This window comes from Wolbachia endosymbiont (group B) of Camptogramma bilineatum (genome assembly GCF_947251825.1).
Classification (GTDB): Bacteria; Pseudomonadota; Alphaproteobacteria; order Rickettsiales; family Anaplasmataceae; genus Wolbachia.
This window is the reverse complement of record NZ_OX366391.1, coordinates 582194-607645: the sequence shown is the minus strand read 5'-3', so window position 1 is coordinate 607645 and position 25452 is coordinate 582194. Positions and strand designations below refer to the sequence as shown.

General features: G+C 35.3%; 20 protein-coding genes, 2 tRNA genes and 2 pseudogenes. 10 read left to right on the top strand and 14 right to left on the bottom strand.

All coding sequences use genetic code 11. From position 1 onward, the window contains the following. Nucleotides 1-37: 37 nt before the first annotated feature. The 11 genes and pseudogenes from OPR44_RS03035 to OPR44_RS02985 form a co-directional block, all read right to left on the bottom strand. Nucleotides 38-1357 carry a dihydroorotase gene (locus tag OPR44_RS03035; RefSeq protein ID WP_265015300.1) on the bottom strand — a complete coding sequence of 440 codons (1320 nt, stop codon included), beginning with the start codon at nucleotides 1355-1357 and terminating at the stop codon, nucleotides 38-40. 105 nt (nucleotides 1358-1462) lie between these two features. After that, nucleotides 1463-1711: pseudogene (locus OPR44_RS08750) on the bottom strand (TomO hydrophobic C-terminal domain-containing protein); the annotation flags it as partial. 343 nt (nucleotides 1712-2054) lie between these two features. Then, a complete protein-coding gene (locus OPR44_RS03025) occupies nucleotides 2055-2435 on the bottom strand; it encodes a hypothetical protein (RefSeq protein ID WP_265015298.1) in 381 nt (126 codons plus the stop codon). Further along, complete coding sequence (locus OPR44_RS03020) at nucleotides 2432-2779, bottom strand: ankyrin repeat domain-containing protein (protein ID WP_265015297.1); 348 nt, start codon at nucleotides 2777-2779, stop codon at nucleotides 2432-2434. The genes OPR44_RS03025 and OPR44_RS03020 overlap by 4 nt, the downstream gene beginning before the upstream one ends. A gap of 36 nt (nucleotides 2780-2815) precedes the next feature. Continuing rightward, nucleotides 2816-2938 (bottom strand): hypothetical protein, encoded by a 123-nt coding sequence (locus OPR44_RS03015; RefSeq protein ID WP_265015296.1) that lies wholly within the window; start codon nucleotides 2936-2938, stop codon nucleotides 2816-2818. 93 nt (nucleotides 2939-3031) lie between these two features. Next, nucleotides 3032-3979, bottom strand: coding sequence for a thioredoxin-disulfide reductase (gene trxB, locus OPR44_RS03010; protein ID WP_264375322.1), 948 nt, complete (start codon nucleotides 3977-3979; stop codon nucleotides 3032-3034). Beyond that, nucleotides 3966-4565 (bottom strand): peroxiredoxin, encoded by a 600-nt coding sequence (locus tag OPR44_RS03005; protein ID WP_010401485.1) that lies wholly within the window; start codon nucleotides 4563-4565, stop codon nucleotides 3966-3968. Before OPR44_RS03005 ends, trxB begins: the two co-directional genes overlap by 14 nt. A gap of 146 nt (nucleotides 4566-4711) precedes the next feature. Then, a pseudogene (locus tag OPR44_RS03000) lies at nucleotides 4712-5332 on the bottom strand (IS6 family transposase). 82 nt (nucleotides 5333-5414) lie between these two features. Further along, nucleotides 5415-6803 carry a class II fumarate hydratase gene (fumC, locus tag OPR44_RS02995; protein ID WP_265015295.1) on the bottom strand — a complete coding sequence of 463 codons (1389 nt, stop codon included), beginning with the start codon at nucleotides 6801-6803 and terminating at the stop codon, nucleotides 5415-5417. Nucleotides 6804-6994: 191 nt separating this feature from the next. Beyond that, complete coding sequence (locus tag OPR44_RS02990; protein ID WP_265015294.1) at nucleotides 6995-8401, bottom strand: ankyrin repeat domain-containing protein; 1407 nt, start codon at nucleotides 8399-8401, stop codon at nucleotides 6995-6997. 213 nt (nucleotides 8402-8614) lie between these two features. Further along, nucleotides 8615-11533, bottom strand: a complete 2919-nt coding sequence (locus tag OPR44_RS02985) for a PD-(D/E)XK nuclease family protein (RefSeq protein WP_265015438.1) — start codon at nucleotides 11531-11533, stop codon at nucleotides 8615-8617. Nucleotides 11534-11641: 108 nt separating this feature from the next. Between OPR44_RS02985 and OPR44_RS02980 the strand changes: the two genes are divergently transcribed. The 6 genes from OPR44_RS02980 (at nucleotide 11642) to OPR44_RS02955 (ending at nucleotide 20365) form a co-directional block, all read left to right on the top strand. Next, complete coding sequence (locus tag OPR44_RS02980; RefSeq protein ID WP_265015293.1) at nucleotides 11642-14728, top strand: phosphoribosylformylglycinamidine synthase subunit PurL; 3087 nt, start codon at nucleotides 11642-11644, stop codon at nucleotides 14726-14728. Nucleotides 14729-14805: 77 nt separating this feature from the next. Further along, nucleotides 14806-15318: a hypothetical protein gene (locus tag OPR44_RS02975; protein ID WP_320157104.1), complete on the top strand. Its 513-nt coding sequence runs from the start codon at nucleotides 14806-14808 to the stop codon at nucleotides 15316-15318. A 262-nt stretch (nucleotides 15319-15580) separates the two neighbouring features. Next, nucleotides 15581-15658: transfer RNA gene (locus OPR44_RS02970), tRNA-Arg, on the top strand. A gap of 82 nt (nucleotides 15659-15740) precedes the next feature. Then, nucleotides 15741-16874: a molecular chaperone DnaJ gene (dnaJ, locus tag OPR44_RS02965; protein WP_265015291.1), complete on the top strand. Its 1134-nt coding sequence runs from the start codon at nucleotides 15741-15743 to the stop codon at nucleotides 16872-16874. A 153-nt stretch (nucleotides 16875-17027) separates the two neighbouring features. After that, nucleotides 17028-18662, top strand: a complete 1635-nt coding sequence (locus OPR44_RS02960; RefSeq protein ID WP_265015290.1) for a ribonuclease J — start codon at nucleotides 17028-17030, stop codon at nucleotides 18660-18662. Between the two features lie 446 nt (nucleotides 18663-19108). Then, the gene (locus OPR44_RS02955; protein WP_064085826.1) at nucleotides 19109-20365 is read left to right on the top strand and encodes a Tol-Pal system protein TolB; all 1257 of its coding nucleotides are present in this window, start codon (nucleotides 19109-19111) and stop codon (nucleotides 20363-20365) included. Nucleotides 20366-20403: 38 nt separating this feature from the next. Here the strand turns inward: OPR44_RS02955 and gatC are convergent, their stop codons facing one another. The 3 genes from gatC to tkt form a co-directional block, all read right to left on the bottom strand. Further along, on the bottom strand, nucleotides 20404-20757 hold the full coding sequence (gene gatC / locus OPR44_RS02950; RefSeq protein ID WP_265015289.1) for an Asp-tRNA(Asn)/Glu-tRNA(Gln) amidotransferase subunit GatC: 354 nt from the start codon (nucleotides 20755-20757) through the stop codon (nucleotides 20404-20406). Next, the gene (locus OPR44_RS02945) at nucleotides 20747-21667 is read right to left on the bottom strand and encodes a ribose-phosphate diphosphokinase (RefSeq protein WP_265015288.1); all 921 of its coding nucleotides are present in this window, start codon (nucleotides 21665-21667) and stop codon (nucleotides 20747-20749) included. Before OPR44_RS02945 ends, gatC begins: the two co-directional genes overlap by 11 nt. Nucleotides 21668-21851: 184 nt before the next feature. Next, nucleotides 21852-23780 carry a transketolase gene (gene tkt, locus OPR44_RS02940; protein ID WP_265015287.1) on the bottom strand — a complete coding sequence of 643 codons (1929 nt, stop codon included), beginning with the start codon at nucleotides 23778-23780 and terminating at the stop codon, nucleotides 21852-21854. Between the two features lie 113 nt (nucleotides 23781-23893). Between tkt and rpsD the strand changes: the two genes are divergently transcribed. The 4 genes from rpsD (at nucleotide 23894) to OPR44_RS02920 (ending at nucleotide 25411) form a co-directional block, all read left to right on the top strand. Then, nucleotides 23894-24508 carry a 30S ribosomal protein S4 gene (gene rpsD / locus OPR44_RS02935; protein ID WP_006012690.1) on the top strand — a complete coding sequence of 205 codons (615 nt, stop codon included), beginning with the start codon at nucleotides 23894-23896 and terminating at the stop codon, nucleotides 24506-24508. 10 nt (nucleotides 24509-24518) lie between these two features. Beyond that, a tRNA-Leu gene (locus OPR44_RS02930) sits at nucleotides 24519-24605 on the top strand. Nucleotides 24606-24625: 20 nt separating this feature from the next. Next, nucleotides 24626-24820, top strand: coding sequence for a Fe-S cluster assembly protein IscX (gene iscX / locus OPR44_RS02925; protein ID WP_007302643.1), 195 nt, complete (start codon nucleotides 24626-24628; stop codon nucleotides 24818-24820). 267 nt (nucleotides 24821-25087) lie between these two features. Continuing rightward, nucleotides 25088-25411 carry a DUF721 domain-containing protein gene (locus OPR44_RS02920; RefSeq protein WP_006012687.1) on the top strand — a complete coding sequence of 108 codons (324 nt, stop codon included), beginning with the start codon at nucleotides 25088-25090 and terminating at the stop codon, nucleotides 25409-25411. Nucleotides 25412-25452: the final 41 nt, after the last annotated feature.

The window sequence follows — 25452 nt, the reverse complement described above, 5'->3', positions numbered from 1 at the left end:
ACAATTGATTGAAGTTGAGAGCACAATTGTATAATAACTAACTCTTCTGTAAATATACAGTTTTGCCAGACACAACGGTACGTACTACGTGCCCTTTCACTTTGCGTCCACCGAAAGGCGAATTCTTTGATTTACTAGCAAAGTTGTCAACTTTAATTTCCCATTCATGATCCAAATCAACTAAAATTAAGTCCGCTACAAGTTTTTTCTGTATGCGGCCACGTGGCATATGTATGATATCTGCAGGCTTATATGTCAATTTTGCAAGCACATCAAGTAGACCCATTTGTCCACTATGATATAGTTCAAGTGAAAGGGGCAGCATTGTTTCAAGGCCAACAATACCAAATGCAGCATTTTTAAGTGGAAGATCTTTAGAACTAAGATCATGCGGAGCATGATCGGTTGCAATGCAATCAATCACACCTGTTTTTAAACCTTCAATCATAGCTAAACGATCTTCCTCAGTACGTAGTGGCGGATTCATTTTTGCGATTGCCCCATGTTGCTTTACTATATCTTCAGTTAAAGTAAAGTGATGAGGAGTTACTTCACATGTAACATTTAATCCCAAATCTTTTGCACGTTTAATAGCATCAAGTGAATCTTTTGAAGAGACATGTAAAATATGATAGTGTACATTTTCTATGTCCTTCATTAGCAGTATATCACGAGTTACCATGACCGACTCTGACGCACTCAAGATTCCCTTTACTCCCAATTCTTCAGAAATCTTACCCTCGTTAATTGCGCCACCAGCAGATAGATTCAAATCCTCTGCGTGTTGAGCAATAGGAACACCAAGCATACTTGAATAAAGCAGTGCCTGTCTCATAATCATTGGATTCATAACTGGCATACCATCATCGGTGAACCCAACTGCACCTTCTTCCTTTAAGAGTGCCATTTCAGTTAATTTTTCTTCCGAAGTGGTGATTTTAGCGTAAAATTGAACATTCACATGCGAAGTTTCAAATGCTCTATATTTCAAATACTTAGCCAAGACAACACTATCAATCGCTGGAACAGTGTTTGGCTGGCAAACTACAGTTGTAACGCCCCCTGCAGCTGCAGATTTGCTGCCTGTATGTATAGTTTCTTTATGCTCTTGACCTGGTTCACGAAAATGCACGTGAATGTCAATAAGACCTGGCATTAGAACAAGCCCTTCACAATCTATTGTTTCATCAACTCCACTTGTTGAAAATAATGATTCGCCAAAATCAACAATTTTATCCCCTTCAGTCAATAATGAACCTTTTATATCAAGTTTAGTTTCCGGGTCAATAATACGAGCATTGGTATACGCAATTTTATAGCCTTCCTTTTGCCCTGTCTGCAATAAATTCAAAATCATATTTGAGTATCAATTATAAAATATAATCTAAAGTTTTTTTAGTAAAACACAACCAAATTAAAGTGATGATATAAAACTAGCAATAAAGAATATTTAAATTAATACTCAAGCAGCTATTCTATAACTACCATTTTCGATTTCAACGTTATTAAGTGCGGTATTTGCGTTATAAGAACAGTAACATCCTACTGCAAGAAAAGTTAATGCAGCTACAGCAAGCGAAACACACATTGCTAAATGAACCATTGTTAGACTTGTACCAACAGCAAATGCTCCAGATAACACAAAAGAGGCAGAGGCATAGTTACTTTGCCTTCTATTATAAATGCTTGCTTCTGAAAGTTTTCTGTTTTTGTTCTTTGAGTCTTGATTTTGAGCTTGAAGTTCTAATTTCTCTTGCCTTAAATCCCTTTCTAACTGTGAAATTTTGTCAGTGTCTCTTGTTCTTTCACTTACGACCCTATTCAGCTCTTGCTCTTTTTCTGTAAGTTGAGCCTTTGTTCTTTCAAGCTCATTTCTAAGGTTTTCGAGCTGCTGCAATTCTTGAGCAATCAAATCATCGTTTATTTCCGGGGCAACATTATGTACATTTGCTGAAGACTGTTCCACAGTTGCAGGGAATTTTCCATTTAGATATTCTCTGACAGGATTAAAACTTTTAAGCAACTCAATAACAATTTGATCATTCATAAAGCAATTATCTTCTACTAATTTTTTTTATATCATCCAAATCTTTTCTATTAATAGCATCAGTTAATCGCTCTTTCATAACTTGCTCAATTATTTGCTTCACCCATAGATTTTGCTCTATAGCTGGTATCGGTTTTATTTGATTAAAATCTAGGTCTTTATGTTCTAAAAGTTTAGTCAATACTTCCGCGTTATCTTGTGTTATTCCTTGTAAACATGATTTGATAATCAGGCTAAGCAGCGTTTCTATTTCTCCATTGAAATTTCTTTTCCAGCAATTAGGGTTGAATTCTTCATTTAATAGTCTTTTTGCTTCATGGAAATTTCCATGAGAAAGAGCATTCAATAATTCTTTTCCTGTTTGTGCTTTTTGTATTTCTATGATCAAATGCTCAGCACGATTTTTTTAGCACATTCCTCAGGATCTTGAAGTCTTTTATTTAGTAGATACATCATTATTCTCGGATGACTTAGTAAGAGTTGTAACACTTTCCTTTGTTGAAAGGACATTGCTAGATGCAAAGCTGTATTGCCATCACCTTTTTTTTGAATATTAACATCTATGCTTCGGTGAAGTAGAAGTAACCTAATCATACTCTGATATTCTTTTTCTTCTTCTGTTTCAGAGCCTGCAGATAAATCATAAATTATAGATATCAAAGGTGTCATGCCTTCTTCATTAAACGCATTAACATCCGCACCTTCTTGCAATGCTTGTTGAAAATGATTCAAAGCTTCTTCAGGTGTTACTCTTTCATCATCAGTGCCTTAAAATTGAATAGCTTTAAATAATTTTTTTGTTGATTGTCCTGAAGTTGTTTGATTTTGAGCTCGTAATCCTGCATCATTAACAACCCTTCTTCTAAAATCTACATTACCTCCCGAAAGCATACTAAATTCTCCCTAAACTATAATTTACTAACATAATTATAAAAAAAAAACAAAGAAAATTGCAAGCAATTTAGTTAAAAATTTTAGAACTAATTATGATTCCAAAAACTTTTCTGCATCAAGTGCAGCCATGCACCCTGTACCTGCTGCAACTACTGCCTGGCGATATACCTTATCTTGAACATCACCAGCAGCAAACACCCCTGCCCTACTGGTTAGAGTTGTTCCAGGTTTCGTAATTATATAACCTTGCTGATCCATTTCAACAAAGCCCTTAAAAATACCTGTATTTGGTGCATGCCCAATTGCAATGAACACTCCATCTACTTTCAATTCCTGGGTTTTATTGATGTCTGTCGATTTAATTGTAATGCCAGTAATTTTTTTAGGATTTTCTTCTCCAAGAATCTGCTCTACGGTATGATTCCATATTACCTTTATCTTATCATTTTTAAAGAGCCTGTCTTGCATTACTTTCTCTGCTCTTAACTTATCACGCCTGTGTATCAGTATAACTTCCTTAGCAAATCGAGTTAAAAATATTGCTTCTTCAACAGCAGTATTTCCACCACCAACCACAGCTACAACTTTATTTCTAAAAAATGCACCATCACAAGTTGCGCATGCCGAAACTCCGTAACCTTGAAATTTCTTTTCACTCTCCAGGCCAAGCCACTTCGCTTGCGCACCAGCTGCGATTATAATTGCATTCGAATAGTAGTCACTAGCATTACCACAAGATCTAAATCTATACTCATTAGAATCCTCAAGTTGTTCAACGCTTTTTATTTCGTCATTTATTACCCTTGCCCCCACCTTCTCTGCATGCAACCTCTTTTGTTCCATGAGTTCTGGACCTTGTATAGAAACAAAACCTGGATAGTTTTCAACATCCGTAGTAAGTGTAAGCTGACCACCAGGTTGCATTCCTGTTACTACAATTGGCTCTAAATTTGCACGTGCTGCATATATAGCAGCAGCATAACCCGCTGCTCCAGATCCAATAATAAGAACTTTTGTACTCAATTTATAATTCTGCACTGTGTGAGTTTAGATAATCAGCCACTCCTTCATCGCTTGCCTGCATTGCTGGCTTACCTTTTTTCCACCCTGCTGGACATACTTCACCATGCTCTTCATTATGTTTTATTGCATCAATAATTCTAATAAACTCATCAATATTACGCCCTAAAGGAAAATCATTTATCGATTGATGACGTACAACAAACTTATCATCAATAACAAAAGTTGCTCTTAGTGCAATTGAGTCATCATATAAGACCCCATAGTCTCTTGATATAGACTTTTTGATATCAGACACTAAATTGTAGCTAACCTCTCCAATACCACCATCATTAACTGGAGTGTTTCGCCATTTATAGTGTGAAAATTTTGAATCTATACTTATTCCTATCACTTCAACATTACGTTTTGAAAAATCTTCTATTTTGTTGCTAAATGATATCAACTCAGTTGGACAGACAAAAGTAAAATCAAGTGGATAGAAAAAAAGGACAGCATACTTATCCTTTATATGTTTACTTAAACAGAAATCATCAACTATTTTTCCACTAGCAAGAACAGCCGAAGCAGTAAAATCGATAGCGGATTTTGTTACAAGATTCATAACTAACCTATTCATTCTTAATATTTATAATTTTATACCTTGATACATTTACATGCAAGTTTTCTTTAGCCCCAATCCTATAAAAACGGTTCTGTCGCATCTATAAACCATAGGAAAGAAGATCATTAAAGGTGGGATTATAGGAGTTATGAAGCCATTAACATAGCAAAATTCTCAAAAGTAGAAACATTATTTAATAATTTGTCTTTTTTGAATCATACGAATATTTTCTATGCCTGTGATGGTAATCTTTGCGGAATGGAAGCTTTTAAACCCAAGCATTGGCTTTATTAGTTTTTTGATAAATCTATCAACAATATTATTTAGATATTTTATTTGAAGAACTGTAATCTTCAGAAATTTCTGCATTCAAATCATCAAGAGCAGCAGTATTACTGCCGCTTTTATCAATTACAATTTTCTCAGGAAGATAGTTACTCCTGAAGGCTTTACGAAAGAATGCAAGTGCTGCAGACTTGTCTCTACTAACACACAAGAGTACAGTATATAAATAAACCCATTTACCATTTAATTTAATGTAAGTCTCTCCAACTACTACCAACCTGCTTCTTTCTTTTCCTTACTGCCTCATCTATCAGTGGTGATAACCCACCTTTGTAACGTAGCATTTTGCTCCCCTTATACTCATCATTTCTTCCAAATCTCGATAGCTCAAAGAGAATCGACATTTCATGTATACAGATAACATCCTCTAAAAAGCTAAATCCTTTGAAATATGGCAACAATTTTTGATTGATACGAAACATCTTTGTTTTTTTTTTAGACAATTATATCATTCTTCTTTCTACTTCCCTACAAATGCGACAGAACCCTTAAAAAGGTGGTAGTTTAACCTACCATCTCCTCTGGTTTCACTATACTTTCAAACTCCTCCTCAGTGATCAGTTGAAGTTTTGCTGCTGCTTCTTTTAGAGTGATATTTTCTTTATAAGCAAGCTTCGCTATTTTTGCTGCATTGTCATATCCTATATGCGTATTTAATATAGTAACTAGCATTAACGACTGATTTAGTAAATCCTTTATTCTTTCTTCGTTTGCTTTAATATCAACTACGCATTTCTCTGAAAAATTTAAACTTGCATCAGCTAAAAGTCTTATAGACTGCAAAACATTGTAAATTATCACCGGCTTAAACACGTTCAATTCAAAGTGACCATTTGAGCCACCAATTGTCACGGCAACATGATTTCCCATAACTTGAGCACATACCATAGTCACTGCTTCGCATTGAGTTGGATTCACCTTACCCGGCATGATTGAAGAGCCAGGCTCATTTTCTGGTAACATTATTTCTCCAATTCCGCATCTTGGACCAGAACCAAGTAGCCTTATATCATTTGCAATTTTCATCAAGCTTACTGCTACTGTATTGAGTGCTCCACTGAGCTCAACTAAAGCATCATTTGCTGCTAGTGCTTCAAACTTATTTTTTGCTGAAATAAATGGAAAGTTAGTGATTTTTGCCACTTCTTCAGCAAAATCCTCAGCAAAACCCTTTTTAGTATTGATTCCCGTGCCAACCGCGGTGCCACCTTGTGCAAGTTCATATACATTGATCAGAGTTGACTTTACTCTCTCTATTCCCTTTTTAATCTGAACTGCATAGCCAGAAAATTCCTGCCCAAGTGTTAGAGGAGTTGCATCTTGCAGATGAGTACGCCCTACTTTTATTATATCCTTAAATTCATGAACCTTATTATTTAGCGCTTTATATAATTCTTCAAGATTGGGAATAAGCAAGCGGTTTATTTGCCCTGCTACTGCTATATGCATTGCTGTTGGAAAAGTGTCATTTGATGACTGACCACAGTTTACATGATCATTTGGATGCACTGGAGACTTACTACCTAAATCACCGCCCAAAATTTCTATTGCACGATTGCTGATCACTTCATTCACATTCATATTGGTCTGCGTCCCAGACCCGGTTTGCCAAACAACAAGCGGAAATTGATTATTAAATTTACCGTCTATTACCTCCTGTGCCGCTGTGCAGATTGCATCCCCTACTCTATTATCTATGCTACTCTGTTTCATGTTAACACGTGCTGCTGCAAGTTTTACTATTGCTAGCGCTTTAATCAGCGGCTCTGGCATTTTCTCTGTACCAATTTTGAAATTTTCCAAAGAACGCTGAGTCTGCGCTCCCCAGTAATGTTCACTTGGTACTTCTACTTTTCCTAAGCTATCTGATTCTATTCTAACTTTTTTATCCATATTTCCTCATTCTAGTGTTTGACATTACCTACATATATGATTAGTTAAATCAAATTGTATTTTAGTGTCAAGTTGAGACATTTTTAGTCCAGACCGTAGAAAATTTTCAAGCCATATCTTTTGCTTCTATTACTTTTTTATTGTTATTAAGGCAATCATGCAACCTTAAGCAATAAACCTACTTTCACTCTCTATAAGGCTATTCTACTTAGAGATTGAATAGTGAAAACATCTTTAAGCGCAGAAGCTATACCTTTGTTTGCTTTCTCTTTTTTTACTTCTACAATCATATAACCCAACATTGCACCTAACGCTAGACTAACGGTCGCTGATGCTGCACAAACTGTAATCACTGCTCCCGCAGAACATGATATTGTCATACCAGCAACATAACCTACTATACCACTAACACCAATGCAGACGTATTTCTTCCGTAGCTCTTTTTGTATATGACTTTTTAGATATTCTTTTACATCTAAATGCCCGTTTCTAGTAGCATAATTCAGAGGAGTGTTTTCATAGCCATCTTTCACATTAACATTTGCTTTTGCTGTTTCTATCAGGTACTTTACTACCTCTAAACAGCCACTTCCAGCAGCCCACATTAGAGCAGTTCTTCCATAGTGATCTGCTGAATTAATATCTTCTTTCTGTTTTTCTATCAGGTATCTTACTGTTTCTAATTGACCATTTTTGGCAGCTAAAAATAATCCTGCATGATTGTTAATCATTTGTGCAAATGATAATATTTTTAGTTTAGAGGGTTGTAACTCTTTAGTATTAAAGTTTAATTGTGCTGGAACAATTTCTACTTCAAGCTCTACATGTTCTCTTGTGAAACGATCAAGTAGGCTTTTTACCTGATCAATTGTTTGAATTCTTACCTTATAATACCGCAATAAAGAATTGATTATTTCCCTGTTGTTAAGAAAAAATATCACTAATTCTATTTTACCTGTTAAATCTTTAGCATAGATTGAGTATTCTATATTTAATCTATCTTGTGAAATATTTTGTATTGTCTCACTCTCTGTCCAAATTCTTACCTGTTCATTAATTCTCTTACTTACAAGAAAATTATATAATTCACTATCTTCTTCCTTCATTTTATTGAGCTCATCCTTACAGTCATACCAATGAGATGATAACTCTGGTATACAAGTAGGAAGAGGCAAGCGAGGTATTGACATATCAAGATTAGCTATTAAATGATATCTAGTTAGAAGCTTTGCTACCTCCGTATGGCCATTTACAATAGCATATGTTAGGGCAGAGAATTGACCTTTACGTTTCACATTTAAATCAGCTCCATTTGCTATTAGAAGTTGTACTACCTCAAGATGACCATGGGCAGCAGCATGAATTAGAGCAGTTATGTTTCCCAGAGATTCTGCATTAACATTTGCTCCCTCTTCTATCAAGTATTGTAATATCTCTAGTTGACCATTGTCAGCAGCCCATATTAAAGCAGTTCTCCCATAATCATCATCTATTGTATTAATAATTGCTCCACCCTGTATAGCTTGCTGAACAAAATCTAGCTGTCCTTTTTTAGCAGCATCAATTAGCTGCGCATTTAGCTGTTTTTGTGATGGCATATACTCCTCCCCAAAAATATACAATTTAAAGCTATTTTAGCCACTATTCAAGTTTTAATGGCTAAAATTGATTGAATCACTTTTTAGTGTTTTTTTATGGTTATTTGAGTCTAGCAAAGATGAGTCTATATCACAATCTAGTAATTCTCCTACTGCACTTAGTAAACCAGCTGTACAACCAGCTATTTTGATCTGGATGAGAGGAGATATAATTTATAACCACTCCCCTATCCTTTCTAGTTGTTTGTAGATGTTAAATCTCAGGAATTTATCAAAATAAGGAGAGGCAATGAAGGGAGTAGTATCTCTTAAATAATTAGATAAGAAATCTGGTAGAATATTCTGAAATTCATGCATTTTTTGTCTATAATCTTTCAAAGCAATAACCTTTATTTTATCATAATCAAGTTTCCAACAAGCAAGCTCCGAGACTTCTTTTTTTGTTGTGTATTCCACTGCTAAAGCTTGTAAAATTAATTGCGGGAAAAATCCTGACATAACTTCCTCATTGGAAGGTGGTGAACCAAGTTTATAGTCTATAATTGCTACTTGCCCACCTGGTAGATACTCAACTCTATCACATCTTGCTGTCAATAAAATTTCCTCTGTCATTCGAGTATCTGACCAGCTCTTATTACACAATTGTCTGGTGTGTTCATTTGCAATCAAATTTTCTGGATCCAAGTAGTCAAGCACTGGGATGACACCCTTATTCTTAGTGGAAGTTGTACAGCATCCGCGCAGTTGTGTGTCACGCGCTGGAATATGAAATATCGGATAGGAAAAGCTCTTCTCCAACTCAACTTGATTGTTTCCAGTCCTATCAAACTCAACAAAAGATTGAATTATCCTCTGCAACCTTACCCACCACATATTTGAAAAGTGGAATCGATTAGACGAGAATATTTCTCGTGCAATACTCATCAGCGACTTTTCGTTGCGTAAATATCTTGCAAGAATATTGTGTACCATAGTGCCAAACTCCAATATCGATGGCTTAAAATTTAAGTCTTTCAACTGTCTAAGGTTCAGTATGTATTCAACATAAAATGAATAAGGGTTACGAATCAGTTTTTCTACCGCACTGCAAGACATCACTTGCATTTTTTCTTCTCTGACTTTGGCTTGAGGTTTTGGCATAGGCTGAGTACATGGAACAATGCACTCAGGTGTATTTAATATTCTTAGCCAATTGCGATAAGGATATTTTGGTTCTTGTAACAGAACTTCTAAACGGCGCAATAGAATTGATTTTCTATCACTCACTAGCCTCGTAATATAAACCTTGCCGGCACCAAATAAATTGCGCAAAGTATACAAAAAGTACCCTTGCTCTTCTTGCACAGAAGGAAGGTTAAATTTTTCTCTATTCAGTGCACTCAAAAACGGATTCTGAAAATTTGGTATATCATTAAATCCAGCAAGTATTACAACTTTATTTTGATATAAGCTAAATTTATCAAAGTTATTTTCTGGAGAAAAAAACTTCCTTTTTAAAAATAATATCAGGATTTGACTATATAACTCTAAGGAACACTCAATTGCTATACCGTCACATGCATTTAAGAAATCACGAGTAAAATTACCTATTTCACCATTTAGCTCTAGAAAATTCACATTAGAAAGCACATTAACACACTGTAAATGAGCTGCTGCTATATCAGAAATAGGATAATTTATAAGATTAAGTAAAAGATTAAATATAGTTTCTAATCTACTGATAATAATTAATATATCTTCTTTATATCTTAGCTTTTTACAAGTACTAATAGCGTTGATAATATCCTTAAGACCATTTATATCAAAGCTACGCAATACTTCTATCTCAAACTCAGATAAAATACGAGTGTACTCTTCTTGAGCGTAACCAAAAGTCACTAGCCTATGTTTAAGAAGAGAAAGCAATGCCACACCGTTCCATTTTGAGTTCAAAATCTCAATACTATAAAGCAGAAGCGTCACATAAGAATAGTTTTTCGATATGGGGCACACCATACGAGCTGCAAGTAATTTATCAAAGACAAACAAAGAAACGTTTTCATAACCTTCATTCTCCATAATTAGTGACGTCACCTGTGCTTCTTCCTCTCTGGAATCACAAGTGATGACTTCAATATTGCCAATATATCCATTACTAACTTTACTTAGATCGGCAGTTGTATCAAAGACATAATCTAGTTCAGGACTGCCTGTCATCCCAGCCCTCTGATTTTTAGTGTACGAACATTGTAATTTGCAGGTAATTTGAGTAGTAGATGATGTCATTCCAGTGCTTGATACTGGAATCCAGTTTCTATTGTACAGCCACCTGGTGCACTCATTTAAAGTTAAGTTTTCTGGATCCGAGTGTCTGGACACTGGAATGACATCAGAACACGCTTCTGACAGAAAACTTACATCCTCTCTGCCTATACTTAAATAATCGAGCAGATCTTTTAGGCAATATTGATAATGTTTTTTATCAAGTGATTGCCAATCTTTCTCTTTAATTTTCAAATTCAGATTAGGTAAAATTATCTTTCCAAATGGCAGGTCGTATACAGCTTTAATCAACAACTTATAAATCTCCTCCTTTCCAATTCCAATAAAGATCATATGCTGATCTTTATTCAGGGAGGCTATCATATTGTTTATGTAGTCACTCTTATGCTTTAGTATATCTACTACTCCTAACTTTTTTAAAGTGTTACTCCAAGTTTTGATAAGTAAGTTTATGAAATTCTCCATTTTCTTCGAATGCTCATCAAGCTGATAACAATCCGCTATTTGGGTATATTGAAGTAATGACGGCAAACTGTAAACTAGATCGATTGGAAAACTATCATTGTGTTTTTTATTCCACTCCAATATAAATTGAATGAGTAGCAGCGTTCTCTTTGTCGGGTTAATAACTTTAACTCTATCAAGATTTAATATTAAATCTTCTTCATCAATGTTTTCTAGTAAAACTATCTCTGGCAAAATTATAGTTCTGTAATTCTTGAATGCACTCAGCAATGCTATCACATCCCTCTTGCAGGGAAGTATGATCTTTATCTCGGGAATTTTTTCTCTTTCATATTCAGAAAATATGTGCTGAACCAATACATTGAAAAAGGACTCATTCACATTAACGGTAAAAACTCTTCCCACTAACAGTAACAATTAATACAACACTTTTATTGTATAGAAATTATTTAAAATATAAATGTGCTCGCAGTTTCTTATGCTATGATATATTAAAGTCTTTCACAATATTACATGGCAAACATCAGAATAGAAGTTTTTAATAAATGTGAACAAGTTGGCCGCAGAAGGGTAGTTAATGTTTACTTGATTTACATAAGCAAAGAATTACCATCAAAATTACATGAAGAAATTTGTGGGCTATTTTATAATAAAGTCATACAAGACTGCCGTTATTATTCCTACAATGAAAACCTTAAAAAAGTTCAATATAACTTCATAGAATCACAAGCAAAGTGGGGCTTGGAGATAAGCTTTTTACCTGGCATGACCGATAACGTAGGAAACACGGCAAAACAAATTGTTAGAGAATATCTAATGAGCAAAGGCCACATTGATGAAAGTGTTTCTATCAAGGCAAGAAGTTCAAAATTGATTCTAAGTCAAGGAGGTTTTCCAACCGAAGATGACATAAAACAGGAATTCAATCCTATTACTGAATATTGCACACTTGTCTATAAAGAAAACGGCAATTGCCATTGGAAGTATTACAGTAAACCAAATACCCCACCTGGTGTCATTACAGCGCGTGACCAAAAAAAAAAAGAATGGATTCCAGTGTCAAGCACTGGGATGACACCAGGTAATAATGGAGCAAAATCTGTCAAACTCAATGTAAGTGACCAAGAGCTTGAAAAAATCAGCAGAGATGGAATCGATGGTAATGGCACTTTAGGGCTCTCGCTGGCAGCAATGAAAGCTATAAAGGATTACTTTAAAAAACTCGGTAGAAATCCATATGATATTGAACTTGAGTCTCTGGCACAGACTTGGTCTGAACATTGTAAACACAATATTTTTTGCTCCCCTATTGATGAAATAAAAGATGGTCTATATGCTCATTATATTAAGCGTGCAACGCGTGAGATAAATTCTAACATATGCGTGTCAGTTTTCTCCGACAACGCAGGAGGAATAATTTTTGATGACGATTACTTGATTGTAGATAAAGTTGAAACTCACAATAGTCCTTCAGCTCTCGATCCGTTCGGTGGAGCAATGACTGGAGTGCTTGGAGTTAATCGAGATATAGTCGGTTTTGGCAAAGGTGCAGAACCTATCATGAATACTTATTACTTTTGCTTTGCCAAAGAATCAAAAGGCAAACTTTATAGAGATAAAGAGCGTACTGATAAAATCTTACCACCAAAATATATAATGAAAGAAGTGATTCACGGTGTTAATGTTGCTGGTAATTGCTCCGGTATTCCAACGCAACTTGGATCGGTATACTTTGACGATAGATTCTGTGGAAAGCCATTAGTTTTTGTTGGAAGCATCGGAATTATTCCACGGAATATAAATAATGCACCTTCACACATAAAAGAACCCAAAAACGGTGATAAAATCGTAATTATTGGTGGAAGAGTTGGAAGGGACGGAATTCACGGTGCAACTTTTTCTTCAGAGGCATTGTCGGGAAACAGCCCTTCAACAATTGTGCAAATTGGTGATCCTATAACACAAAAAAAATTATCCAACGCCGTCGTAAAAGCAAGAGATCTTGGTCTTTATAATGCAATAACGGATAATGGAGCAGGCGGTCTATCATCGTCCATTGGTGAAATGGGAAAAGACGGATTTGAAGTTGATTTGAGCAAGGTTCTCCTTAAAAACGATGGTATGGCTCCGTGGGAAATATGGATATCAGAATCACAAGAGAGAATGACCTTAGCAGTGCCAGAAGAAAATCTTCCTGCGTTTAAGCAAATCATGAAAACACATGATGTGGAGGTCTGTGTAATTGGAGAATTCAACAAAAGTGGCAAAGCCGTTGTTAAATGTCCCCCAGGGGCAGTAATAATGGACATCGAAACTGAATTTCTGCATGACGGTAATCCCAAAGTGCATTTACAAACAAAGCCATGGTCTGGAAAATCTAACCCATACGCTGTCATTCCAGAATTCTCTCCTGTTATCCCAGTGCTTGACACTGGAACCCAGCAGGCTTTGTCTGCAAATAAATCTAAAACTTTATGTCAAAATACGTGCGATGGCAGAGTTGAGCTTGAGATAGATTCCAGTGTCAAGCACTGGAATGACACCTTTGCACTAAAAGAAATGCTAAGCAGACCAAACATACGCAGCAAAGAGTTTATAGTGGTGCAATATGACCATGAGGTTCAAGGATCGTCAATACTGAAACCACTGCAAGGCAAGGGAAGAGTGTGCAGTGAAGCTATTGTCTCGAGGCCAGTCCTTTCTTCAAACAAAGGTGTTGTAAAATCGCAGGGATTTGGCTCAAGTTATGGAGAAATTGACACTTATCACATGGCAGCATGTGCGATTGACACTGCAATACGCAACTATGTAGCCGCAGGAGGAAATATAAATCATCTAGCGTTGCTCGACAATTTTTGCTGGTATGATGCTTATAATCCAGAAAGGCTGTGGCAACTAAAGAGAGCTGCAGAGGCTTGTTACGACTTTGCAACTGCATTTAAAACACCATTCATATCCGGAAAAGACAGTATGTTTAATGACTTCAAGGGATATGATGAAAATGGCGAGAAAGTGATGATATCTGCACCACCTTCACTACTCATTTCAGCAATTGGAGTTATAGACAATATTGAAAATGCGGTATCGCTTGATGTGAAAATGCCAGGGGACTTGATATATGTGCTTGGTACAACCCACGATGAGCTTGGTAAATCTGAATATCAGTTATATAGTGGAATAGATAATAACAACGTGCCAAAAGTTAATGCAAAGAGCGCTAGGAAGTTGTATGAACATTACAACCAGGCAATAAAAGATGGCATAATTGCCTCTGCAATTACACCAAACTTAGGCGGATTAATTATTGCTCTGGCAAAATCGCTAATTGCAGGAGACCTTGGTGCTGAAATCGATCTTTCACTAGTGCCAATAGGAAAAACACAAAATACAGACATAATAAACAAGATAATAATGTTTTCTGAATCGCAAAGTAGAATATTAGTAACCATTGCCCCGCAAAATCAGCGGAAGTTTGAAGAATTGTTTAAAGGTATAGTTTTTTCATGTATTGGAAAAGTGACAGAGGAGAAAGCTCTCAATATAAAGGATATTATAAGAATAGATTTGAAAGACTTAGGTACTAGTTTAAATAACTTTTGATTACGCTAGACAAATTTTTCATTATGTGTAATGTCTGATTAAAATAAATGCATATTATTAAATTTGGGTAGGTGATTATGTCCATTTTATCAATACTCTTGCTTATCAGTCTTTCTTTACTTAACACTTCAAATAAATTAATGATATGTGCTGCCTTATTTGTGGGAGCTACTTTAGTTGTAAACTCAATGGTTGAGTTTTATGGTAGAAGCAAAGCTACTTACAGCTTAATAGTGTGTACAGTGATATGCTGTCTTTTTAAATTGCAAAATTTTAGTTTTATGATACTGGTTCTATATACTGCAATTTTAATCTCTCTTCTCTCAAGCATAGTTGTTTTTGAAGAATTAAAGTCGAAATTGAATTTTTATATGGCAAATTTCATCACTTTAATTATAGCATCAGTCATTGATAGTACGATTGTTTGTGTTGGACTACTATACAAAATTTCTGCAGGTAAATGCTTATCAAGATATATTAAAGATTTAATTTTCAAGTTTTCCTATGCATCGATATTGAGTATCTGCTTGTTTGTAGGAATGTATTTATTCTCCTTGGCAAGCAAGAAGTATTTTAAGGTTTCTGCATAACCCGTCTTCTGATATAGCCAAAATAGTTTAGATTTAACTATAACCGTCATTCCGCTATTTGTTAGCAGCTTGGCAGTATAATGTGAAAAGCTTTTATTCGGATAGCGGTTCTAAAATCAAAGTAATTGGAAACTGTTAACTTAAGTTATCCTTTAAGAGAGCTAGTACAATTTCTTACAGGTTTCATACATGATAAGAGTTTTATTTTTAGCTAAACCAATTGAAATAAGCTATAAAATCTGTTAAAGTCAACTTTGTGCAAGCACCCTTAGCTCAGTTGGATTAGAGCATTTGACTACGGATCAAAAGGTCGGGCGTTCAAGTCGCTCAGGGTGCACCATATTTTATAGGAAATAGAGGTCATACTTGAAATTCATATGTGTAATACCTATCTTTAAAGGTAAAATACTGAGCTATTATATATGAACAAAAAAGACTATTATGATCTGCTAGAAGTGAGCAGAAATGCTAGTACTGACGAGATAAAAAAAGCATATAAAAAACTAGCATTAAAATATCATCCTGACAGAAATCCTGGTAATAAGGAAGCAGGGGAAAAATTTAAAGAAGTAACAGCTGCATATGAAGTTCTATCTGACTCTGAAAAAAGAGCAGGTTATGATCGTTATGGTCACGATGGTGCTTCCGGTGGATTTGATTTCAGCCAAGCTGGAGGGGATTTTAGCGATATATTTAACGATTTTTTTGGTGGAGGATTCGGCGGTAGTACAAGTAGGTCAAGAACAAAAAGAAGTACAACAGGAGTATCTGGAGCAGATCTGCGCTACGATCTTAAAATTACCTTAGAAGATGCATTTAAAGGAATACAAGCACCTATACATTATGTGACAAATATAAAATGTAATACATGCCAAGGCACAGGTAGCGAAGGAGCAATCAAACCAGTTCAGTGCAACACATGCCAGGGAAGCGGTAGAATTAGAACTCAACAGGGCTTTTTTACCATTGAAAGAACGTGTACTACATGCTATGGGGAAGGAGAAATAATACAAAATAAATGTAAGAAATGCGGTGGAAGTGGGCGTAAAAGAGATGAAGTAAATATCTCCGTTTCAATTCCAAAAGGCATAGAAGAAGGAGCTAAGGTAAGGGTCAGTGGTAAAGGAGAAGCTGGAGCAAGAGGTGGAAAAAGCGGAGATTTATACGTATGTGTGAAAATAGCTACTCATCAGATCTTCACTCGCAATAGAGCAGATTTACACTGTAAAGTGCCTATAAGAATGACACTAGCAGTACTTGGTGGTGAAATCGATATTCAATCAATTGATGGAGCTAAAATAAAAGTAAAGGTCCCTGAAGGCACTCAAACTGGTACCAAACTACGTTGTAGGGAAAAGGGTATGCCATATATGAACTCACATGCTCGTGGTGATTTATACGTACAGGTAATAGTTGAGACTTTAAATCCAAAGAATTTAACCCAAAAGCAGATTGAGCTATTAAAAGCGCTTGAGGAAGAGGAACATGAAAGTGTAGAGCAGAAATCTGAAGGATTCTTTGAAAAAGTAAAAAAAAATGAGAAATTTGCTAAATGATATAAAGAGGTAGCTGTCTACACTTAATTCTTTTTACCAATTTGAAAGCCTTCTCTTTTAGTGAAAAGATTTTTTTAAGTTATGCAAAAGTGATAAATTCCTTTATTTAAGGTCGAAGTTTTGCTATCCTCGCATTTTAATAATTTAAAATTAATGAACATAAACAAAAATGAGTTTTTATTTCTTCCTCTTGGAGGAGTAGGAAGAATTGGGATGAACGTTAGCCTATATCATTATCAAGGCAAGTGGATTATGATCGACCTTGGTATCGGTTTTGCAGATGAAACTATGCCAGGTGTTGAGCTGCTCATCGCTGATGTAGATTTTATTGCTCAAAGAAAAAAAGATTTGCTTGGAATAATCATTACACATGCACATGAGGATCACTGTGGTGCAGTGCCTCATCTGTGGGAAGAGTTAGAATGTCCCATATATACAACAAAGTTTACGGTTAACTTTCTCAAAGAAAAATTGAAAGAATTTCGATTGGAAGGTATAGTGCCTTTGAAAGAGGTGGACATAAATGGCAGCATAAATTTGGGTCCTTTTACCGTTGAGTTTATAAATGTAACTCATTCAATTCCTGAAGCAAATTCAATATTAATTAGCACTGAAGCAGGTAGTGCACTTCATACTGGGGACTGGAAATTTGATCCAAAACCTGTTGTTGGATTAACTTCTAATATGGAGCGTCTAAAAGAAATTGGCGATAAAGGTGATCTGCTTGCAGCAATTTGCGATTCAACCAATATATTAAGCAAGCATCACCCTGAGTCAGAAAGTGAAATTTATGATAATATTTACAATATAATAAAGCGGTCTAAAAAATTGGTTGCTGTCTCGCTATTTGCCTCGAATGTGGCGCGAATTGAAACAATAAGCCAAGCTGCAAAAGCACTAAATAGAAAAGTGGTTTTACTTGGCAGATCTTTATGGAGAATAGTGAAAGTTGCGCAGGATAGTGGTTATTTAACTGATTCTCCTGAGTTTCTAGAAGCAAAGGAGGCAGTAAATTTTCCAAGGGAAAAGCTGGTGCTACTTTGCACAGGTTGTCAAGGTGAGCCACTGGCAGCTACCGCAAGACTTGCCGCTAAGAGTCATCAAGCATTTAAAATGCAGCAAGGTGATACCATGATTTTTTCATCAAAAATCATTCCTGGCAATGAAACTCGTGCACATAACATGCTCAATGCCTTTATTGAGATGGGAGTGGAAGTTATTACTGAAAAAACAGAGAATGTTCATGCTTCCGGACATCCAGTAAAAGCAGAGCTAAGGGAAATGTATTCTTTGATAAAACCTAAGATAGCTATTCCAGTTCATGGTGAGTATATTCATACGGATGCACATGTAAAGTTCGCTAAAGAGTGCGGTGTGAAAAAAGCAATAATGATTGCACCAGGTGATATTGTTAATTTGGAGAATGGAGAAAAAGTTAGTTCAATTGATGTTGACTACTTTGGTATTGATGGTACGTTGCTACGCCATCCAGAATGCAGCGTTATAAAGATGCGTGAGAGAATGAGAGATGCTGGGGTTATTGTAGTAACAGCAATTGTGAATAAGAAAAACAAATTGCTCGCTAAGCCAAAAGTATTTGCACCTGGTGTTTTCGAAGCGCAAGAAGATGCAGCCATTATGCAAAAGATCATAGAGAAGGTTGAGTCAGCATTTAGTCCACAACCGATAAAAAAAATAAGAAATAAGATTGAAAGTTCAATATTTAGTATCTTAAAGGAATATTTACTAAAAAGACCTATAATTGAAGTCCAAATAGAACAGGTATAGAAATATACCTCTTTTTATTAACCATTATTTGAGTAAGAAGTTAACAATGTATTCTTTGATGTTATTTCAGCATGAAATACTGGAATCCGTAAAAAAAAATCAGTGTCAGATCACACAACTATACAAACATTGTGATTTGAATCTACCAGAAGGGTGGCATCTCAACGCCCAGGCAAACATTGTAGTTTTAGAGCAATCTCCACCAGTAGAGTGTCATCCCAGTGCTCTGACACTGGAATCCAGTTTTTCATGCAATCTTGTCAAAGACGTTTATTTTAGAATAAAACAGCTACTTTTATGCTTGCCACCTCAGTGCACTTACTTGCAGTCAAATTTCTGGATTCCAGTGTCAAGTACTGCAGAAATTGATTTACTCTACTGTCATGCAGTTTAACTTCAAAAGTAAGCTATTTGCTGAGATGACAGGAGGTAATGCAAGAAATCTAATGAAGCTATTCGTTCAACTGGTGTTATTTATTTCGTTATTTATTCCTTATTCCACAAAAGCTGTTTTATATGTTGATATAAAAAAAAGCAATATTGGTAATATTGATCTTGTTGTATCTAAATGTGCATGCAAGACAGAAGTGGAAAGTGAGCTAAGTGAAAGCATCACAAAAGTAATTGAAACAAATCTATCTAATTGTGGCTTATTTAATGTGAAACGTAACACGAAAGTTGAGTCTTGGAAAAGCGATACTGTAGTCACAGTAAGTTTAAGTGAAGTATCAAACAGAAATTTAGAGCTATCTTTTCGTTTATCTGACAGCTTTACAAACAGAGAATTACTTACTCAGTCGGTTGTTTTTCTAGCAAAAGACTGGAGGAAAATTAGTCATCTTGTTTCAGATGTGATACATGATAGATTGATTGGTGAGAAAGGGCATTTCAATACAAAAATTACATATATCGCTGAAGAAAAAGATAGCAATTACAAATCCGTCCGTAAAATTGCTGTGATGAATCAAGATGGAAGTAATATAAAGTACTTAACAAATGGTGAGAAATTTGTGTCAACACCAAGATTTTCACCAAATGGAAAGGGTATTGTTTATATCTCATACACAAATGGTAAAAGTTATATAATATTAAAAAATTTAAAAGATAACACTGAATCAATAATCAGCGCATTTGAAGGAGTTATTTCTGCACCAAGATTTTCTCCTGATGGTAAATCTCTTTTTATTTCCCACTCATTGAGTGGTGAAACAAATATATTATCTCTAGACTTAAGCAGTAAACGAACAAAAAAAATTACTAAAGGTTCAGCTATAAGTACTTCTCCCTCTTTGTCTCCAGATCAAAAGTACATGGTTTTTAGTTCTGATATAAGTGGAAGTCAGCAACTATATATCATAGATTTCACTAAAAAAAGCAAAAAACCCAAGAGAATTAGTTTTGGAAATGGAAGATATGCTACACCTGTTTGGTCGCCAAAAGGAGATCTGATAGCTTTTACAAAAATTCAGTCAGGAAAATTTTACATAGGAGTTATGAAGCCAGATGGCAAAGAAGAGCGCTTGCTTTCAGAGGGACATAAAATTGAATCTCCGGCATGGCTACCAAATGGCAGAGAAATTATCTTTACTAACGCAGAATCACCAAGCAACTCTAAATTATATTTAGTAGATTTAGTAAAGAAAAATCAAAAAATGGTTTTTACTCCAACGAATGCTTCTTTACCAGATTGGTCTTATTTTTGAAAGTAGATCTATAAAATCGGTATAAATCTTGCTTTATCTTAATCGTTTATAACCTTCGGTACTACGAAATACCCATGCTCCGATTTTGTATTGGATAATATTTCTTCTTTAATGTTTTGAGAATTTATAATATCATCGCGTACATGGACATCCTTATCTATAGTTCCATAACGCATAGGAGAAACACCTTCAGTATTAACTTTCAACAAAGTATCATGTATCCAATCCAGCATTGTCAGTTCTTTTGAGTAGTATTGAATCTCATCATCGGATAACTTAATCCTCACAAGCTGTGCAGTTTTAAGCATTTCTTCTTTAGTAATTGCTATTTTTCTCTTATTTGCAAATTCTATTAACGAAGTGATAACATCTTCTGTTGATCTAGCTGGCACTTTTACCTCCTTGCATAAAGCAAATTAAAATATTTGCAATTGAAACAACCTCTATCTTATCATTTTTTTCAAATTTGTGAAATACGGTGTCCGTAATTACTATTTTATCCAAAGAAGAGGAAGAGATTTTCTCAACTGCATTTCCTGAAAGTATTCCATGTGTAATGCACGAAACTACAGACTTTGCTCCTCGGTTTTTTAAAGCAAGAGCTGCATTACATAATGTTCCGCCAGAGTCAACTATATCATCAACAATGACGCAATTTTTGTTTGCAACTTCTCCGATTACATTCATTACCTCAGATGTACCTGCTTTTTCTCTATATTTATCTACTACAACAATATCATTATCCAACTTGTGTTTTTCCTCTAAAATCTTTGCAAAAGCACGAGCTCTGCCAATTGCTCCAACATCAGGCGCAACTATTGCCAAGTTTTCCTTGTATATAGAGTTAACAAATACTTCAAAACAGCTTAGATTAGTAACTGGTATATCAAAAAAACCTTCAATTTGACTTGAATGCAAATCAATAGCAGCAACACTGTTTGCACCAGCTGTTTGAATAAGATTTGCAGTTAATTTAGCACTTAAAGCAGATTGCATATTATTGTTTTTAATAACCCTATCCTGCCTACTGTATCCGTAATAAGGAATAATAGCTGTTATTCTCTTGGCTCCAGATCTCTTTGCTGCATCAATTGTAAGCAGAAGCTCCATAAGGTTATCATTTACAGGGGAAGAAAGAGATTGTACTATATATACTTCTTGATTACGTAGATCATTTGCTACTTCTACATTTACCTCACCATCGGCAAATCTTGACACCTGATTGGGGAATAGCTGAGCATTTAGCCCACTTGCTATTGAATCTCCTAATCGTTTACTAGCGCTACCTATTATTACCTTCATATATACCAATTAAGTTTTGAAAATTATACAGAAACCATGGAATGATTAAAACTTTATTCTTGCCGTCAAGTAGCTCATAGAAAAGAAAAAGTTACTCGAAACATTTCACTAGCTTTCTTATCATAATAACGGTACTGGCTGAGTTCATTAAGTAATTTTATGCGCAGCGTAATGACAAAAAGTGTTATTCACAAACACATTTTACTACATAATCAGCGCTAATATTAAAATGCTTATAAAGAGCTTCATAAGGTGCTGATTCTCCAAAATTTTTCATGCCAATAAATATACCGTTTGAGCCTACATATTTATGCCAACCCATTTCACTTCCAGCCTCAATTGCAACTTTAATGCTGTCATTATTTAATATTGCCCCTTTATATTCATCACTTTGCTCGTCAAAAAGCCTCCAACACGGCATAGAAATGACCCTTGTACCTACACCTTTTTCCTGTAATTTTTCTCTTGCCTCAACTGCAATTTCAACTTCAGATCCGGTAGCAAATATCGTCACTTCTAGCTTCCCTGAATATTCGCATAGTATATATGCACCAAATTTTGATAGGTTGGCCAATTGGTCAGTATAAGAGTGCATGTAATTAATATTCTGCCTTGAAAGCGCAAATAGTGCAGGTGACTCTTTTTTTTTAAGTGCAATGCTAATGCACTCTAAAGTTTCAATTGCATCAGCTGGCCTAAAAACATATAGATTTGGTATAACTCGCAAAGAGGCTAAATGCTCTATTGGCTGATGAGTTGGACCATCTTCTCCTACTCCAATTGAGTCATGAGTCATTACATATATAACCTGCTGTTTCATCAAAGCTGAAAGACGTATAGCAGGGCGGCAGTAATCGGAAAATACTAAAAAAGTTCCACCATAAGGAATAATTCCACCATGAAGAGCCATACCATTCATACAAGCTGCCATAGCGTGCTCTCTCACTCCATAGTGGACATAAGAGCTACTATAATTATTACTATCTATTGTCTGCATATGCTTATATTTAGTACAATTTGAACCGGTAAGATCAGCAGAGCCACCAATTAGTTCTGGCATAGACTTAGTTAATAGTTCCATTACTCTGCCGAAAGAAGATCGAGTAGCTTCGTTTGGCATTAGCTTACATATTTGTTTCTTCAGATCAGCCAAATCACTCTCGATATTATTCGGCAAACGTTTCTCAAGTCTTCTTTGTAGTTCTTTATTGATCAAGGATGTATAGTTTTGCTTTGCCCTCTTAACTGTTTCTATCCAAGCGTTTCTCACATCTTCTGGTACATGAAATGGTTCATAGTCCCAATTTAATTTTTCTCTCATCTGTTTTACATCTTCCTCTGTAAAGGCACCACTATGAGCAGAAGATGTGCCAGCACGGCTTGAAAATTTTCCGATAATAGTTTTGCAACAGATTAGTGTAGGTTTATCAGACTTTTGCGCCTGCTCTATTGCAAGGGATATAGCATCAAAGTCATGCCCATCGATTTTGTCAACATTCCATCCATACGCTGAAAAACGCTTTTCTACATCATCAGAGCAAGAGAGGCTAGTAGAGCCGTCTATAGAGATGTCATTGTCGTCAAAAAGTGCTATCAGCTTATTTAATTTAAGATGCCCAGCAAGGGACGCTGCTTCATGGCTTATACCTTCCATAAGACAACCATCTCCTAGCATTACATAAGTGTAGTGACTGATTTCAAACTGCTTTTCAAGAATCGATTCAGCAAGTGCCATGCCAACAGCAGTGGCAAATCCCTGACCAAGCGGGCCTGTTGTTGCTTCTATACCAGAAGTTAAGCCAAATTCTGGGTGACCTGGAGTTTTTGATGTAAGTTGCCTGAAGTTTTTTAGTTCATCTATACTAATGTAGCCTGTCAGATATAATATAGAGTATTGCAACATTGAACCGTGACCATTTGATAGGACGAAACGATCTCTACTGATCCATTGAGAATCATCAGGGTTATGGTTTAGATATTTAGCAAATAATACAGTGGCAACATCTGCCATGCCAAGTGGCATACCTGGATGTCCAGAATTTGCTTTTTGTACTGCATCAATTGATAAAAAGCGGACAGCATTTGCCATGGATTTTAGTAGTAGATGATTCATGTATTAATAGGAAAACTTAAAAGTGAAGTATACTATATCATAGTGGTAAAAACAAGTTGACACTTAATGTTAAAATCATTAATAATTTATAGTTAGATTGTGAGAATTTTTGTATGACAACTGTTATCAATAGAAAGTATAGAATCAGTCGCAGGCTTGGTGTAAACTTATGGGGTAGAGCAAAAGATTCAGTCAATAAAAGAAAATACCCTCCAGGTCAGCATGGTATTCTTGGATTTAAGAAGTTATCTGATTTTGGTAAGCAGTTTGCTGCACATAAGAAATTTAAGTTCTACTATGCAATTTCAAGTAAGCAGCTTAGACGTACATTTTTAGATGCTTACAAAAGAAAAGGTTATACGGCTGATAATTTTATTGGTGCCTTGGAATCAAGGTTAAGTTCTGTTTTATATCACTCTGGTTTTGTGCCAACAATTTACTCGGCAAAACAGCTTATATCTCATAAACATGTTACAGTTAATGATAAGGTGGTTAACATATCAAGTTATAGAGTGAAGCCTGGTGATATAGTAAAAATAAGGGAAAGAGCAGCAAAAATTCCTATATTAATAGAGGCTGAACAAAAACAAGAACGTAAGGCTCCAGATTATTTAGAGGCAGATAGCAAAGCACTTTCAGTGAAGTATTTGAGAGCGCCTCAATATTCCGAAGTCCCCTATTCAGCAGACATGGAAGTCAATTTAGTAGTAGAATTTTACTCTAGATAAACAACATAAGGCCCGTGTGGCGGAATCGGTAGACGCAGCGGACTTAAAATCCGTGGGTTTTGCAACCTTGGGAGTTCAAGTCTCCCCATGGGCACCAGTTTAATTTATTAAAAAAGTATGAAATGGCTTGATATAGAAGATATTGCAGAAGCTCTAGAAGAGAAATTTCCAAATGAAGATATAATTAGTATTAGATTCACTGAACTTAAAAGAAAAGTCTTGGATTTAGAAGAGTTTGATGATGATGAAAAGTATTGTAATGAAAAAATATTAGAGGCCATTCAAGCAGCTTGGATTGCAGAAAGATCTTAAAAAACAGATAGCTATAAGAAAATTACTGCATACAGTAAAAAGATAATTTTCTTGGAAATACTATACTTTACCCGAATTTTAATTAGCTTCATAATAATTTAACAAATTAAAATTAAAAATGATTACAAGGTAGGAAACACAAAATTCTGGCAAATGCTAGATATACAAATACTGCTTTTTATGTGTGAGGCCGAGGATCATGAAAACAATAAGTTAGTTTTTTGTATAAGAAAGTTGTAATATAATTTAATTTTAAGCACTGGAAAGATGTTTAAATATAGCGGGCCAAAGAAATTAAAATCTATAATAGAAAACTATGCATTAAAATGCATGAAAAATAAGATCAGCAAAAATGAAATACGTCTTATTTTAAACTGGAAAAGTATAGTTGGAGAGGAATTAGCAGAATGTACAAAACCACAAAAGATCTCATACGCACAAAACGTAAATTCTGGTGTTCTGCATCTGTTAGTAACAAATGGCAGTAAAGCATTAGAAATGCAGCATATGGTTTCTCTTGTAATAGAAAAAATTACAGTGTTTTTTGGCTATAAAGCAGTATACGGTATAAAAATCAAGCAAGGGAGTTGACTATTTAACTATATCAGGTTAACCTAGTTACATAGGATAAA